Origin of the sequence: Bradyrhizobium sp. HKCCYLR20261 (genome assembly GCF_051168435.1) — a bacterium.
In the GTDB taxonomy this organism is placed as follows: Bacteria; Pseudomonadota; Alphaproteobacteria; order Rhizobiales; family Xanthobacteraceae; genus Bradyrhizobium.
On record NZ_JBNPUZ010000009.1, the window covers coordinates 243263 to 257693 of the forward strand.

The 14431-nt window shown below is 63.5% G+C and carries 12 protein-coding genes and 1 tRNA gene; 6 read left to right on the plus strand and 7 right to left on the minus strand.

Translation table 11 applies throughout. The features are described 5' to 3' along the window. Positions 1–73 precede the first annotated feature (73 nt). Together ACQR1L_RS22305 and ACQR1L_RS22310 are read left to right on the plus strand one after the other, a co-directional pair. Positions 74–298, plus strand: coding sequence for a hypothetical protein (locus ACQR1L_RS22305; RefSeq protein WP_434860056.1), 225 nt, complete (start codon positions 74–76; stop codon positions 296–298). Positions 299–627: 329 nt separating this feature from the next. Further along, positions 628–2835, plus strand: coding sequence for a TonB-dependent siderophore receptor (locus ACQR1L_RS22310; RefSeq protein WP_434860057.1), 2208 nt, complete (start codon positions 628–630; stop codon positions 2833–2835). 379 nt (positions 2836–3214) lie between these two features. On the opposite strand, the gene ACQR1L_RS22315 is transcribed toward ACQR1L_RS22310, so the two are convergent. The 3 genes from ACQR1L_RS22315 to exbB form a co-directional block, all read right to left on the minus strand. After that, positions 3215–4006 carry a TonB family protein gene (locus tag ACQR1L_RS22315; RefSeq protein ID WP_434860058.1) on the minus strand — a complete coding sequence of 264 codons (792 nt, stop codon included), beginning with the start codon at positions 4004–4006 and terminating at the stop codon, positions 3215–3217. Positions 4007–4104: 98 nt separating this feature from the next. Next, the gene (gene exbD, locus ACQR1L_RS22320; protein WP_434860059.1) at positions 4105–4527 is read right to left on the minus strand and encodes a TonB system transport protein ExbD; all 423 of its coding nucleotides are present in this window, start codon (positions 4525–4527) and stop codon (positions 4105–4107) included. An 8-nt stretch (positions 4528–4535) separates the two neighbouring features. Then, complete coding sequence (gene exbB, locus ACQR1L_RS22325; protein ID WP_434860060.1) at positions 4536–5225, minus strand: tonB-system energizer ExbB; 690 nt, start codon at positions 5223–5225, stop codon at positions 4536–4538. A gap of 992 nt (positions 5226–6217) precedes the next feature. Between exbB and ACQR1L_RS22330 the strand changes: the two genes are divergently transcribed. Further along, positions 6218–6838, plus strand: coding sequence for a response regulator transcription factor (locus ACQR1L_RS22330; RefSeq protein ID WP_434860061.1), 621 nt, complete (start codon positions 6218–6220; stop codon positions 6836–6838). 950 nt (positions 6839–7788) lie between these two features. On the opposite strand, the gene ACQR1L_RS22335 is transcribed toward ACQR1L_RS22330, so the two are convergent. The 3 genes from ACQR1L_RS22335 to ACQR1L_RS22345 all read right to left on the minus strand — a co-directional run bounded on the left by ACQR1L_RS22335 (position 7789) and on the right by ACQR1L_RS22345 (position 10180). Then, positions 7789–7863, minus strand: a tRNA-Val gene (locus ACQR1L_RS22335). Positions 7864–8104: 241 nt separating this feature from the next. After that, positions 8105–9385 carry a hypothetical protein gene (locus tag ACQR1L_RS22340; RefSeq protein WP_434860062.1) on the minus strand — a complete coding sequence of 427 codons (1281 nt, stop codon included), beginning with the start codon at positions 9383–9385 and terminating at the stop codon, positions 8105–8107. Between the two features lie 132 nt (positions 9386–9517). Continuing rightward, a complete protein-coding gene (locus ACQR1L_RS22345) occupies positions 9518–10180 on the minus strand; it encodes a DUF1134 domain-containing protein (protein ID WP_434860063.1) in 663 nt (220 codons plus the stop codon). Between the two features lie 102 nt (positions 10181–10282). Here ACQR1L_RS22345 and ACQR1L_RS22350 point away from each other — a divergent pair, with 102 nt between their 5' ends. Next, positions 10283–10813: a YHS domain-containing (seleno)protein gene (locus tag ACQR1L_RS22350; RefSeq protein ID WP_434860064.1), complete on the plus strand. Its 531-nt coding sequence runs from the start codon at positions 10283–10285 to the stop codon at positions 10811–10813. Between the two features lie 20 nt (positions 10814–10833). On the opposite strand, the gene cysQ is transcribed toward ACQR1L_RS22350, so the two are convergent. Continuing rightward, complete coding sequence (cysQ, locus tag ACQR1L_RS22355) at positions 10834–11670, minus strand: 3'(2'),5'-bisphosphate nucleotidase CysQ (protein ID WP_434860065.1); 837 nt, start codon at positions 11668–11670, stop codon at positions 10834–10836. A gap of 241 nt (positions 11671–11911) precedes the next feature. Between cysQ and chpT the strand changes: the two genes are divergently transcribed. Continuing rightward, entirely contained in the window at positions 11912–12574 is a 663-nt protein-coding gene (gene chpT / locus ACQR1L_RS22360) for a histidine phosphotransferase ChpT (RefSeq protein WP_434860066.1), read from the plus strand. Positions 12575–12827: 253 nt separating this feature from the next. Further along, the coding region (locus ACQR1L_RS22365; protein ID WP_434860067.1) for a chemotaxis protein CheA at positions 12828–14431 on the plus strand (1604 nt) is incomplete at its 3' end.

Below are 14431 nucleotides of genomic sequence, written 5' to 3' on the forward strand. Positions count from 1 at the left end.
GGGCGGATCCTCGTCCCGCTTAGTCAACATCACGGAAAGCACCCAATGTAACCAGTCCATGGAGCAAGCACCCATGGTCAAATCGCGACGTGCCTTGGCCGCACTGATCAGCGTTTCCGCGCTGTTCGTGCCGTTTGTTGCGCACTCCCAGACGCTGACGACGCTTCACGCATTCACGGGATCGGGCGACGGCCTCAAGCCAGGGTCGCTGTTGAGCGCGGACGGGAAGTTGTTCGGGACGACGTCGGCCGACGGCGCCGCAAGTTCAACCATGGCGCGGGTCACACGCGCGCTGTGACGCGAGGCGTTCGACGGTGCTGCAGGATGCAATTTGGAAAGCGACAATCAGCGATCGGTATCGGTAACTATCAAGCACGTCATGGACGAGAGTATTCTTCAGCGTGGCAAGGACCCGTCATTCGCGCGACCCGTCCGAATGGCAGCCTGCCGGGACGAATGATGCTTTGACCAAGGGAATTTGCTTAATCGAATTTCGGGAAATTTTGGAAATTGGCCGCCTCTCTTGTCTCAACCTTGCGTTTGGCGAAATTGCGCTGTGTTGCTGCCTGAATCGATTCCTAGCTATCAAGCCAAGCTAATAGCAAATCGCTGAGGGGATCGGGGCACATGGTGAGACGCAGTCTACTTACAATTCTGATGACGACGGTTGCGCACAACGCCCTTGCTCAATCTGCAGGCGGGACGGCTCCGATCGCCGTCCCTGAAATCGTCGTCTCTGCTCCGCCGAAATACGATCCTTACAGCGGCAAGTACAACGGAGCCGTCGCTGAGACATCCGATGTGACCGGGACGAACAAGCCGATCCTCGACACGCCCCGCTCGGTCTACGTCGTCACCCCGCAGACGCTTCAGCAGCAGATGCCGCAGAGCCTCGTCGAAGCGGCTCGGAGCATCCCGGGTGTTTATGCCGGCAACGGCACCGGCGGCAACACGGACTACCTCACGCTTAAGGGGTTCGAAGTCAACACGACGGACGCCATCCTGATCGGCAGTGGCAACGGGCTGCTGGTCGACGGTGTGCGTGCGCCGATGAATCGTGCCCTGAACGCGAACTCGAACAGCGTGGAAGTTCTCAGCGGTCCTGCCTCCTACCTCTATGGCTATTCGTCCGAGGGCGGTGTCTTGAACGTCAACCGGAAGCTGCCTTTGCCGGAAGCCCATTACACGGCGGAGTTCCTCGGCGGTCTGCCGAGCGGCGATTTCAAGAACTTCGCAGGCTCGATCGATGCGACGGGGCCGCTGTACAAAACGGCCGATGGCGTATTTGCCTATCGGTTTGTCGCCAGTGCGTCAAAGAACGATCCCTGGCGCACGGGCAATCCGGTCAGCCGAGATGAGCTCGTTGCGCCGACGTTGGCGTATTATAGCGACATGGTGACTTCGGTCCTCGCCTACGAACACGGACAGAACCGTCAGCCTTATGACCGCGGTGTGACCAGCTTCAACAATGCGCCGCTGAACATCCCGCGAACTGTTTCATATTCGGAGGAGTCTTCGAATTATAGCGAGAAATATGATTGGGTGCATGGCCATACAGACTATAATCTGGACAGGAATACCGACTTTCATCTGAAATATTCGTACGCATCCACGCTCATGAACCAGTCCGTGATCCGGTCGGACAACCAGACGGACTTCAATGCAGCAACCGGAAACTTGAAGCGCTATTACTCCACCAACGGGCCTGACGGCCGTCTGACCGACCAAGGTCTGATCGGATTCAGCGGCGCTCACCGATTCGACACCGGAATCCTGCACCATGAGGTCCAGGCTGGCGCTGATTACTACGAGGCGAAGCTCACCGAGCAAGATGTCTACAACAGCAAGAGCTTTGACGGGTTCAATCTCTATAATCCAGTCTACGGTCAGGCCAATATTCCGGCTCTCACAGCAACGAGCCATCCGGCCGGCGAGCCGCTCTCATTGCAAAAGATCCGAGAGCTCGGCGTGTTCGCGCAGGATGCGGTCACCCTCGGCAAGTTGACCTTGACCGGAGGCGGCCGCTACGCCCAGATCTACGAGTATCAGCGCTATGCCGGATCGACCCAGACGGACTACACCTCGTATGCGTTCCTGCCGTCGGCTTCGGCGCTTTTCAAGATCAATGATCGCGCGTCGCTGTTCGCCGATTACGCGCAGTCTTATCGTCCGAACATCTACGCGACGGGCCTCGGCGTGAACCTGAAGTTTGTCGGGCCGATCCTGCCTCAGCAGGGCACCGGCTATGAAGGCGGCATCAAGGCCAAGTTTCTCGATGGAAAGTTGCTGGCGCAGGCATCAGTGTTCCGCATCGACAAGACCAACGTCCAGACCCTGATCGGCAGTGCCTTGACCTTTCAGCAGGCTCAGCGTTCGGAGGGCGTTGCGCTGTCGCTGCTCGGCAAAGTCACGCCGAACTTGGACGTCAATGTCGCCTATAGCCATCAGCGTGTCTGGGTGACCGACGACATTGCGACGAACAACACCATCGGGAAGCAGGTCGTCAATGCGCCCAGTGACATCTTCGCGCTCTTCGGCGCCTATCATTTCATGGACGGTCGGCTCGATGGCCTGACGCTGTCGGCGGGTCTGAGCGGTGCGACCAGGAATGCGGTCGACTCGAAAAACACGTTCTTCCTTCCTTCATACGTGGTCGCCAACGCCGGCATCTCCTACAGCTTCAAGCCGCAGCCCGGAGGACCGCTGACGACCCTGTCGTTCAAGGTCAACAATCTGTTCGATACGACCTATTATCCGTCGTCCGGAAGCAAGACGAACTGGATCACGGTCGGGGATCCGCGCACGTTCCTCTTCAGCATGCGGGTGAGCTTGTAGGACACCCCGTCACTGCCCGGTGACGACGTGAGCTCTTTACGTCGGGTGACCGGCTGCTCAATGGGCACTTGGGCTCCCGTGGACAAATTGGTCACTTGTTGATCGATCTCGAGGGAGCATGCTCATTTCCTCTTGGCTCGCCCGCCGTACAATTCCGACATCGTGTCCGGCAAGCGATGCAGTGCATGACGTGATCTTCGTCAAAGACGGCGATCGGGATCTGGCCGGCTGACCCATGGTGTGCGTACCCAGCAACGCCCGCTCTCGATGGCCCGCTGCAACTTGCCCGCTCGCGCAATGGGCAATGGGCAATGGTGTGATGAGTTGATTTGCGAAAATATTGCCGAGCTTGGCGCTGTCCGGACCGAGCCCCGGTATCTCAGGGAGCGAAGGTGACCGGCACGGTCAGGGCGGTCTGCGCCTGGGGCATGCTGGGCGGAAATGGCGGGAGCGGCTGCGCGCGTTCGATCATGGCCAGGACTTCCTGATCGAGCGTGGACGAGCCCGAGCTGCGCTGGATGTGGCGTGACAGAACGCGGCCGTCGCGGCTGACCGTGAAGCTGAGCTGGACGGTCCCGGTCCGATGCTCGGCAGCGGCTGCGGCCGGATATTGCTTGACGCGCAGGAGTTTGGCCCTCAGCTCTCCAAGCCACGCCGCGCGTCCGTCGTCGGCGCCGACACTTGCTGCGTCCTGATGCCGTGGTGGGGCGACGAATTTGGCAGCCTGTACCGAAGCGGTCTGGGCCGGTCTTGCAGCCGGCTTCTTGCGATCGTGGGGCTCGGTCTTCGCATGCTGGGCGATCGAAGGACGAATGGGTGCCACAGGCGCTGGCCGCTCGACCACTGTCTCCACCGGCGGCTGCACCGCGACCGGCTGCTCGGCCATCTCGGATGGTGGCGCTGGCTGCGACTTCTGCTCAACGGATTCCGACGGCTGTGGGGGCAGGGTCGAAGCTGACTGCTGTTCCGGTTCTGAGGCCGTGTCCTCGGGAGATGGCGCGGGCTGCGGGGCTGGTTCCTCGACCGGCTTGCGGTCGATCGTGTCCTGTGCTGAGGCAGCGCCGACCGTCTGAGACGAGGGTTCGGTCAAAGGCGGCATGAATTCGACGGTCACGACGGGGGCGGCAGCCAGACCGGCCGCGGGTCGATACAATGCCAGATAGCCGATCAATGCGGCGGTGTGTGCGGCCAGCACAGCCGTGGCTGCGAGCCCCCATCCCGCGCGTCGTGCGCGGCCGTCGTCGTCGGACCAATGCGTGGGCATGCTGCTCATGTGCCGGGCCGGGACTCCAGCGCAACCAGGGCGATCTTGGTATAGCCGGTTGTCCGGAGCAAATTCATGAGCTGCATGATTTCACCATAGCTCACCGCGCTGTCAGCACGCACGAACAGCCGCTTCTCGCGGTCGTGGCTGCTGGCGGCATCGAGCGCTCGCCCGACATCGTCCCGACTCACCGGTCCGTCGTTGATCGCGACCGAGCGATCGGCCTTCAGCGTGACAAAGATAGGTTTGTCGGGTCGCGGTTGCAGCTGTGCCGTCGATCTCGGAAGATCGACCGGCACGTCGACTGTCGCGAGCGGAGCGGCCACCATGAAGATGATCAGGAGCACCAGGATCACGTCGATGAACGGCGTCACATTGATCTCGTGGCTCATTGCGAGATCGTCGCCGCTGTCGGCTGGAAACACCATCTTCGCGCCTATTCTGCTGCTTCGGAGATGGGGGGCTCGGACGATTCGTCGGTCGTCGATCTCGGCAATGATCGGGCCGGCGTCCGGTCAACCAGGCACAGCACGGCGACGGACATGTCCCGCAATGTCGCGCGATAGTTGCCGATCGCCCGTGTGAAGCCGTTGTAGATCACAACCGCGGGAATCGCGGCGACCAGCCCGGTTGCGGTCGACAGCAGCGCCTCCGCGATACCGGGGGCCACGACAGCGAGGTTGGTGGTATGCAGGCGCGAGATGCCAATGAAGCTGTTCATGATGCCCCAGACGGTACCGAACAGACCAACAAAGGGGGCGACCGCACCGATCGTAGCAAGCAGGCCCATGCCAAAGGCGATGCGCCGGCTGGCGGCTGCCTCCACGCGCTCCAGCTGCCAGGACAGCCTGTCTCTCACGCCATGCTCCGAAACGCCGGATGATAGTTCGACTTCCCTCAGGGCCGCCGCGACAAACCTGGCCGCAACGTTACGACTGGGGCGCAGCTCCGACGCGGCGGCTGCAAGCGTCTGCGCCGCGGTCAGCACGCGCAGTCCGGTGCGTGCGTTCTGTTTCGCGAGATGGAGCTCGACGGTTTTGAACAGCCACACCGTCCATGTCAGCACGGACGTGAGGACCAACCCGATCATCACGCTCTTCACGATGAAGTCGGCACCGATAAACATGGTGAAAGGAGATAGTTCTCCAGGTGTGGAGCCACCTTCGCCAAGCGCCTGCTCAGCAATCGGAGGCGAAGCGGTTGGGGGCGACGAAGGCGCCACATGCGCAGGCTCGCTGACAGCCACGGGTTGCGGGGGCGTGGTGACCGTAGCAGCCTCACTCAAGGCAGGTGGTTTCGTTGCTGACTCCGGAGCTGGCGCGCCTGCCGCCCGTGATGGTGAGTTTGGGCCGGTCGGCACTGCCGTGGACGAAGTCGAGCCACTCGTCTCGATCGGCGTTCCACTGCCAATATAAGACGGGCTCTGTGCCAACGTTGTCCGATCCGACCAGCATAGTACAAAAGTGACAATGGCTGCAGCCATCCAGATCCGAAATGAAAGACCTCGGGATTGCTGCAGGGTTCTAAGTAATCTTGACACACTCATTCTAAGCCCTGACCTGCAATGCCGATGCGAAGCGTGAAGCGGACAACTCGACGACGACGCGCGCTCACAAGCGGACAACCGCAAGATTTCAACTTCGGTCTACTCTGACGCCGTCATTCCCAACTCATCGTCGTGCGGGATAGGGGCGAAAGTGCGAAAGGAAGAGCGGGTCTTCGTGGCGCAACGCACGACAGCGCCGCTGGCTTGCGATCTCGATCCCGAAGTTGAACGGGATTGTCAGAATCTCCCGACATGTTTCGGGAAGAAATTCCTGTTTGCACCAGGGCGCGTCATGTTCTCGGAACGCGACGATGGAGCTGATCTCTCGGTCCAATTTCAGCTGCTCGACGGAGATGGCAACGGGTGCCGCAACGGAAGGCGGGGAGTCGCCGACCGAATTGATCGCGCATGGAAGCAATCTAAGATGGCAATCAACAAAAGGTTGAGTTGTATGCACGTCTTCAATCGGGCCAGATCAATCCGTCGGAATTCTGAAAATCAATCATCGCGCCGCTTGCCGCCGTCGGACTGAGTAGCTACATACCTTTTTGAACTGATCGCCGAGCAGATAAATGCGCATTCTGATTGTTGATGATCACCCGTTGATCGTCTCGGGTTGCAGGGCTTTGATCGAGAGCGATCCGGAGATTGAACTGATCGACGCGGCGGACGGAAAGAGCGGATACACCAAATACTTCTCGTCGAGTCCGGACGTTGCAGCAATCGACATCAATCTTCCGGGCATTTCCGGGTTCGAATTGTGTCGCCGAATCCTGCTGCGTGACCCGAAAGCCCGGATCATCATCTTCAGCATGCACAGCGACCCCATCTTTGCCGCCCGCGCGATCGACGCTGGTGCGAAGGGGTATCTGTCCAAGAGCGACGATCCCTTGCGTTTCCTAGACGCGATGCATCAGGTCGCGAAAGGTGCGGCGTATATCTCCGAGGAAATCGCCCACAAGCTTGCCTTCTTCAAAGCGTCCGGAGGGGCAAGTCCGCTCCGTGAACTGACTTCACGGGAGCTCGAGATCCTTCGCCTCCTTGGCGCTGGTCTTGCTCCTGCGGAAGTCGCCAACATCTTGGAGGTCTCGTACAAGACGATCGCCAACAATTGCACGGTGTTGAAGAGAAATCTCGGCGCCCGAAGCTTGATGGACCTCGCCCGGATCGCGGTCGAACATGGATTGGCGTGAAGAAGTCGTACGGCTCCAGCCGTTGCTTGCGCCTCGTAACGTCCTCGTAGTCGAGTATGTCACGCACGCCATTTGCGTACTCGTCGCGTGCGCGTTGTCCGATCATCGAGAAGCAGATCGACAGCTATTGACGGTCAGATCTTGGACGTAGACAGGCGGATAGTGCCCGGCCCACGATCTCTCTCCCAGCTCCTAGAATGCAGTCGTTTCGCCAGACATTCCCGCAGCCTCGTCGTCGACATGAGAGGCCATGCCGGAGCCCTCATCGCGGCTCTTCTGGGGGGATCAACATCCGCAATCTCGGCTATGTACCGGCCGAGGAGATCATCGGGCTGAGGAACATCGTCTTCAACGGACCGTTCCGCGATCACGGGCATGCCGGACGTCACCGGCAAGGTGACGGACGAGGACGTCGTGAAGATCCAGGCCTCTGTCCAGGCGACGGCTGACGCGATCAGGCCGAAGAGGCCGTAGCGATTATCCTGCGGGCGACCGGGTCCGATGAGGAGCCCGGTCGCCGTGCAACCAGAGAATGGATGCGCTCGTGCTTCAATCGACCAAGCCTCGTTGCCGCTTTTCCGTCCGGTCGATGCGGCCAAGCGTCAGTGCCGGATGCCTGCTGGCCTCCTGATGCTGCTGAACGGCTGCGCGCTCGTACGCGAGCGATACGATGGCTGCGAGCTCTATGGCCAGATGGCCAGGATGAAGAACCTCGCGTCGCTGGCGATGTGACCAGCCACAATTTCATTGCGCCCGCTGCCCGATCGCAAGCTTTGGGTTCGTGCGGAGCGCCTCTGCCTGATCGTCCAGCTGGTGCGATTTGGGGGACCTGCGGTCGACGAAATCCTGACGATCGCCGACATTCGCGGTGTGCCCGGATCATGCCCCGGCAAAATGGCGGCACATCGTCAGGGAAATGGTCGGCTAAGCTCTTGAAATTTCCGACTTAATGGTGGGCGCACAAGGGATCGAACCTTGGACCTCTCCCGTGTGAAGGGAACGCTCTCCCGCTGAGCTATGCGCCCGGATCTGGGTGGCTGCCGGCCGAGAGGCCGTGAAGGCAGCTGCCGAAGCAGTCCGTCAGAGCCCGCGATTTACGAAGCGCGGGTAGGGGGTGTCAAGGATTTGCGGCGGGGTCGGTGCGGAAAACTGCGCGGGAGTGACCGCGCCGCCCGCGATTGGACCGAAATCGGCCGTTCGGCGCCCCTCCCTGGAGGCCCAAAGGAAGGCTCGAAGGGGGCAGGCAGGTCGCGATCCTGTCTGCCCTCAAGCCCCGATCTGCCGCGCCCGCGAGGCATGCGACTGCAGCGCGCGGATGCGGTCGGCGAGCGTGCCGCCCTGGGGCGCGCCGCTGGCCGCGGCCGGGGCGGCGGGAGCGCCGTTGGCATTCGCGGGCTTGGCGGCGGGCTCGGCGGCCAGCATGGCCTCGATCGTCGAGTTCGGGCCCTCGATCTGCATCGCCAGTTTCGCCACTTCGGCAGCGATGTCGTTGATGCGCTCGCGCAAGAGCGCGTTCTCCATGCGCTCCTGGGCCCAGGTGCTCTCGGCCTGCTGCTGGATCGCGTTCATCTCGCGCTGCAGCTTGGTGCGCTCGTCGCGGGCGGCCTGCAGCTGCTCCTCGAGCGCGGCCTTCTCAGACTTGAGCCGGTCGAAGGCGGCGGACTTGCCGCTGCCGTGGCCGGCGAGCTCGTCGCGCAGCTCCTTCAGGGCGCGGTCGGCGGCGGCATTGGCCTCGCGCAGCTGGTTGTTCTCGAAATCGCGTTCGGCGAGCAGCTTGCCCTGGGTCGACAACCGGCCTTCGAGGTCGGCCACGCGAGAGGCCAGCATCTCGGCTTCCTTGACCTGGACGATCAGCTGGCGATCGAGCTCGGTGACGCGCTGGCTGAGATTCTCCACCCGTGCGCGGGCGTCGTTGAGCGCCTTGGTCGCGGTGTCGGACTCGTCGCGCTCCAGCGCCAGGCGCGCCTGGGTCGCGGAGAATTCCTTCTCGGCTTCGGAGACGCGGCTGCGCAGCTCCTCGACCTGGGTCTTCACCGTGACGAGTTCGACCTGGCGGCTGTCGGCGAGCATGGACTTGTCGTTGAGCTCGGCGGTGAGGCGGACCAGCTCGGCCTGCTTCTCCTTCAGCGCCTGCTCGGCGGCGCGCAGCGCCTCGGTCTTGGCGGCGAACTCTTCCTCCGTCGCGCGCAGCTGATCCTTCAGCGCCTTCTCACGCGCTTCGAGGGCGAAGATCGCGGCGTTCTTCTCGCCGAGTTCGATCTTCATGCGGTTGATGGCGTCGGTCTTCTTGCCGAGATCGGCGAGCTGGCCGGTGGCCTTGTTCTTGAGCGCGTCGACGCTCATCTCCAGCCGCCGCGCCGACATCGCGAATTCCGCGCGCAGCTGGTCCTTGTCGGCCTGGATCTCGGCCATCGACAGCGGCGTGGCCGCTTCCAGCCGGCGTGTCGTCAGCCGCACCGCACGATTGTGCACCAGCGGCACGATCATGAGGGCACAGAGCATGGCGATCAGAAAACCGATCGCGAAATACATGATCGGCTCGACCATGACGCACAACTCCCGGTCAGGAATGATTAACGGAATCACAATGCACGGGGGGCTGATTCAACGCCAGCCCAATGCCGTGTTAACCTTGATCCGTCACCGGAGAATGTGTCGCGATGGTATCAGTTGGCGGCCTCAGAACGGGTTCCAGGTCGCGCTCGGGGTAAACTTCAGATAGCCGACATTGGCGCCGAGCCGCAGACCGATGCCGGAGCGGATCGGCACCAGCACGATGTTGTTGGCGGTCAGCGCGGTCATGCCGAAGCCGCCGACGATGTAGGCCGAGCCGTCGATCCCGACGAAGCGCTGATAGATCGCGCTGGTGGCCGGCAGATTGTACACCAAGGTCATGGTGCGCGCGCCGTCGCCGCCCCAGTCGAAGCCGAGTGAGGGGCCCTGCCAGTAGACGCGGAGGTCGCCGGCGTTCTTGGTGTAGAGCGTGCCTTCGCCGTAGCGCAGCCCGGCCACGAACGCGCCCGCGCCTTCCTCACCGAGGATATAACCGTTCGGCAGGCCCCATTGGCTGACGGCGCGCTCGATCACCGAGGCGAGCCCGCGCGAGACGTTGCCGAAGAAGCGGTGGCCGGCATTGACCAGCTCGTCCGGATTGAAGCTGTCGGGGCTCGGCGCCGGGCGCGGCGGCGGTGCCGGCTGCTGGTACTGCGGCGGCGCAGCCTGATAGGGCGGCGCGCCCTGATAGGGTTGAGCGGGCGGGGGCGCCTGCTGCGCGACGACCGACGCGGTCGTGGCCAGAATGGCCGCAAGCGTCGTGGCGGCAAGGCGGGTTGCGAAACTCATCGATGGAAATCCCCTGCTATCGGCTGCCCGACCATCGCCCTTAACCTGACGCCAACCACATCCGGCGATTGTCCGCTGAAGGGCATAGCCCTTGCTGCACCCATGTTATCGGCACCAACTATGACCGCACAACGGCAACAACGGAACATCAGCGGCTCGAGGCCGCTGTTTCGCCGCGTATTTGCCGCCATCGCGCTGGCGACGCTGATGATGCCGCCGGTCGTCATCCGTGCGGCCACCACGGGGCGAATCATCACCGATCGCTTCAGCGGGCTGGCCATCGATGGTTTCGACCCGGTGTCGTATTTCGTCGACGGCAAGGCGCAGCTCGGCCTCCCCGACTATGAGGCGGCCCAGGGCGGGGTGGTCTGGCGGTTCCGCAACGAGGGCAACCGCGCCTCGTTCCTGGCCCATCCGGAGGTCTATGGCCCGCAATTCGGTGGCTATGACCCGACCGACGTGGCGCGCGGCGTCACCGTGGCCGGCAATCCGCGCTTTTTCGCCGTCATCGAGGAGCGGCTGTTCCTGTTCAGCCGCGAGGAGAGCCGGGATGCCTTCAAGGCCGACCCGGCCCGTTATCTGGCGCGGGCCGAAGCGCGGTGGCCGGCGCTGCAGGACGATCTGCCGGAATAGGTCCGCCTCAGACGGGTCTGTCAGACGGCTCTCGCCGCACTGGGGTCGCCCCAGGCGATGAAGCTCGGCACGAGGAAGCTGTCGCCGCGCTCGCCATAGCGCAAGGGCACGCCGGTCTCGCCGGTCACGGTGCCGCCCGCTGCCACCACGACGGCATGGCCGGCCGCCACGTCCCATTCCGAAGTCGGGCCGAGCCGTGGATAGATGTCCGCCAGCCCCTCGGCCAGCCGGCCGAACTTCACCGCAGAACCGAGCGGCAGCCGCGTCGCGCCGGGCCGCGCGGCGATGAACGCCTCGGTGCGGTCGTCGCCATGCGACCGGCTGACGGCGGCCACCCAGGCCTCGCCCGGCTTCGGCATCGGACGGGTGCGGATCGGTTCGGCCGCGCCGAGGCCCGCCTCGGAAAATGACAGCCGCTCGGCGCCGCGCCCGACCAGGCCGCGCCAGATCAGCCCGATTGCCGGCGCGCAGACGATGCCGAGCAGGGGGCTGGCGTCGCTGATCAGCGCCAGGTTGACGGTGAACTCGCCCCGCCCGGCGACGAACTCCTTGGTGCCGTCGAGCGGATCGATCAGGAAAAAGCTGTCCGTGAACGGCGCCGCGCAGGCCCCGACCCGCTCTTCCGACAGGGCCGGGATGTCGGGCGTCAGCCGCGCCAAGCCGTCTGCGATCACCTTGTCGGCGGCCAGGTCGGCCTCGGTGACCGGCGAGCCGTCGGATTTGTCGGTGACGGCCATGGCGCGGCGGTTGACGGCCAGGATGGCGTGGGCCGCCTGCACCACGAGCTCGGTCAGCGGCGTCATCAGCGCGGCGGCGGCTTCGAGACCGACGGTTCCTGCGGTCGGGCGGGCCGTCATCGCGCCGCGCCCTCTCGGGCCGATCCGTATCCAGCTTGCATGGTCAATTTCCTCTGTCCGTCCGGTCACGGAGCGCTCCCATCGGCCGGTTTGATGCGCGATTGGGCAGCGCCGGCGTGGAAAACCGCTACGTACTTTCCCGTGTCCTGCCCTAAGCTCGGTGGCGGTTCATGCTTTCGCAGTGTATCAAACCACCAGGCAAGCATGATTCGTCAAAGTTAGCGGATTCCAGGAACATCGAATGTCCGGCACGTCCTCTTCAGAGATCGCCAATCCGATTCCCGCTCCCGATACGCTCGAACTTGCCGCTCTGCTCTGCTCGAAGGTCTGTCACGACCTCATTAGTCCGGTCGGCGCCATCGTCAATGGCCTCGAGGTGCTCGACGACAATCCGAAGCCCGAGGATCGCGATTTCGCGCTCGAACTGATCCGCAAGAGCGCCAAGACCGCCTCGGCCCGGCTGCAGTTCTGCCGGCTCGCCTTCGGTGCGGCAGGCTCGGCCGGCGCGCAGATCGATCTCGGCGATGCCCAGACCATGGCGCGCGGCCATATCGAGGATGCCAAGACCTCCATCACCTGGAATCTGCCGCGGCTGCTGCTGCCGAAGAACCGGGTCAAGCTGCTGCTGAACATGATGGTGGTGGCGCAGCAGACGATCCCGCGCGGCGGCATGCTGACGGTCGATCCGATCGGCGAGGGCGAGACGATGAGCTTCCGCGTCGCCGCCACCGGTCTCAACGCCCGTCTGCCGCAGAACATCGTCAACCTGCTCTCCGGCGAACTTCAGTCGACGGTCGACGCCCACGCCGTGCAGCCTTACTACACCCGGATGCTGGCTGAGGCCTGCGGCCTCAAGGTCACGCTGGCCGCCGACGGCCCCGCGATGGTCGTGCAGGCCGCCTGATCCCGGCAGGGGATCCCGCTCGGTCCTGCGGCTACGAACTGCGACCTCGTGTCGTCGGTCCGGCGCAAGAAACCATTCACTGTGGTTAATCAAGTCTTAGCCGCGTCTCCGAAATTGTCCGGAGACATCTTATCTCTTTGTTGAGTCCGTTCATTTGCGCTTACTCAACTAATATTAAACGCTTTGGACCGAAACTGGCCACGGTTTGAAGGGCGCGTCATGTCGCGTTCCGTTGCGTGCGAAGGCCAGTTTCATGGATGACCTGTTGCGTGAGTTTCTGACGGAGACCAGCGAGAGCCTGGATACCGTCGATAATCAGTTGGTGCGGTTCGAGCAGGAGCCGAACAACGCCAAGATCCTCGATAACATCTTCCGTCTGGTACACACGATCAAGGGGACCTGCGGCTTCCTCGGCCTGCCGCGGCTCGAAGCGCTGGCGCATGCCGCCGAAACCCTGATGGGCAAATTCCGCGACGGCATGCCGGTCACCGGCGAGGCCGTGACGCTGATCCTCACCACGATCGATCGCATCAAGGACCTGCTGGCGCAGCTCGAGGCCAATGAGTCCGAGCCCGAGGGCGAAGACCGCGATCTCATCAGCGAGCTCGAGGCGATGGTCGAGCGCGGCATGGCCGCGATGGCCGCCGGCGAGGCTGCGCCCCCGCTGGTGCCTGCGGCGCCCGCCGCTGCACCTGCGGCCAAGCCCGCCGCAGCGGTCACCCAAGGCTCCCTGATCGATCAGACGCTGGAGCGTCCGCTGCGTCCGGGCGAGGTCTCGCTCGACGAACTGGAGCGCGCCTTCCGCGAGACCGCCATCGAGACTCCGCCCGCGCATGAAAAGGCGCCGGAGCCGAAGGCTGAAGCCAAGCCTGCTGCGCCGAAGCCGTCTGCGAAAGCCGAGCCCGCGAAGGCGGAGGCCAAGGCCGACGCGCCGAAAAAGGCGGCGCGCGCCAAGGCGAACGCCGATGGCGAGATGGCCGAGAGCGACAAGGTCGCCAACCAGTCGATCCGCGTCAATGTCGACACGCTCGAACATCTGATGACCATGGTCTCGGAGCTCGTGCTGACGCGCAACCAGCTGCTCGAGATCGCCCGCCGCAACGAGGACACCGAGTTCAAGGTGCCGCTGCAGCGGCTCTCCAACGTCACCGCCGAGCTGCAGGAAGGCGTCATGAAGACGCGCATGCAGCCGATCGGCAATGCCTGGCAGAAGCTGCCGCGCATCGTCCGCGACCTCGCGACCGAACTCGGCAAGCAGATCGAGCTCGAGATGCACGGCGCCGACACCGAGCTCGACCGCCAGGTGCTCGACCTGATCAAGGATCCGCTCACCCACATGGTGCGCAACTCGGCGGACCATGGTCTGGAGACGATGGCCGAGCGCGCCGCCAGCGGCAAGGCCGAGCAGGGCACGATCCGCCTCTCCGCCTATCATGAAGGCGGCCACATCATCATCTGCATCGCCGACAACGGCCGCGGCCTCAACACCGAGCGGATCAAGGCCAAGGCTCTCGCGAACGGTCTCGTCACCGAGGCCGAGCTCGAGAAGATGACGGAAGCGCAGATCCACAAGTTCATCTTCGAGCCTGGCTTCTCGACGGCGGCCGCCGTCACCTCGGTCTCCGGCCGCGGCGTCGGCATGGACGTGGTGCGCACCAATATCGACCAGATCGGCGGCACCATCGACATCAAGTCGGTGGCCGGCGAGGGCACCTCGGTCACCATCAAGATCCCGCTGACTTTGGCCATCGTTTCGGCGCTGATCGTCGAGGCCGGCGGTGACCGCTTCGCGATCCCGCAGCTGGCCGTGGTCGAGCTGGTGCGCGCGCGCGCCAATTCCGAGCACCGCATCGAGCG

Bases quoted from the DNA above. Each gene is read 5' to 3' on its own strand.
- ACQR1L_RS22350 (WP_434860064.1), top strand. From the start codon at position 10,283: ATGTTATCGGCACCAACTATGACCGCACAACGGCAACAACGGAACATC.
- ACQR1L_RS22345 (WP_434860063.1), bottom strand. From the start codon at position 10,180: ATGAGTTTCGCAACCCGCCTTGCCGCCACGACGCTTGCGGCCATTCTG.
- cysQ (WP_434860065.1), bottom strand. From the start codon at position 11,670: ATGACGGCCCGCCCGACCGCAGGAACCGTCGGTCTCGAAGCCGCCGCC.
- ACQR1L_RS22310 (WP_434860057.1), top strand. From the start codon at position 628: ATGGTGAGACGCAGTCTACTTACAATTCTGATGACGACGGTTGCGCAC.
- exbB (WP_434860060.1), bottom strand. From the start codon at position 5,225: ATGTTTATCGGTGCCGACTTCATCGTGAAGAGCGTGATGATCGGGTTG.
- ACQR1L_RS22305 (WP_434860056.1), top strand. From the start codon at position 74: ATGGTCAAATCGCGACGTGCCTTGGCCGCACTGATCAGCGTTTCCGCG.
- ACQR1L_RS22340 (WP_434860062.1), bottom strand. From the start codon at position 9,385: ATGGTCGAGCCGATCATGTATTTCGCGATCGGTTTTCTGATCGCCATG.
- chpT (WP_434860066.1), top strand. From the start codon at position 11,912: ATGTCCGGCACGTCCTCTTCAGAGATCGCCAATCCGATTCCCGCTCCC.
- exbD (WP_434860059.1), bottom strand. From the start codon at position 4,527: ATGGTGTTTCCAGCCGACAGCGGCGACGATCTCGCAATGAGCCACGAG.
- ACQR1L_RS22330 (WP_434860061.1), top strand. From the start codon at position 6,218: ATGCGCATTCTGATTGTTGATGATCACCCGTTGATCGTCTCGGGTTGC.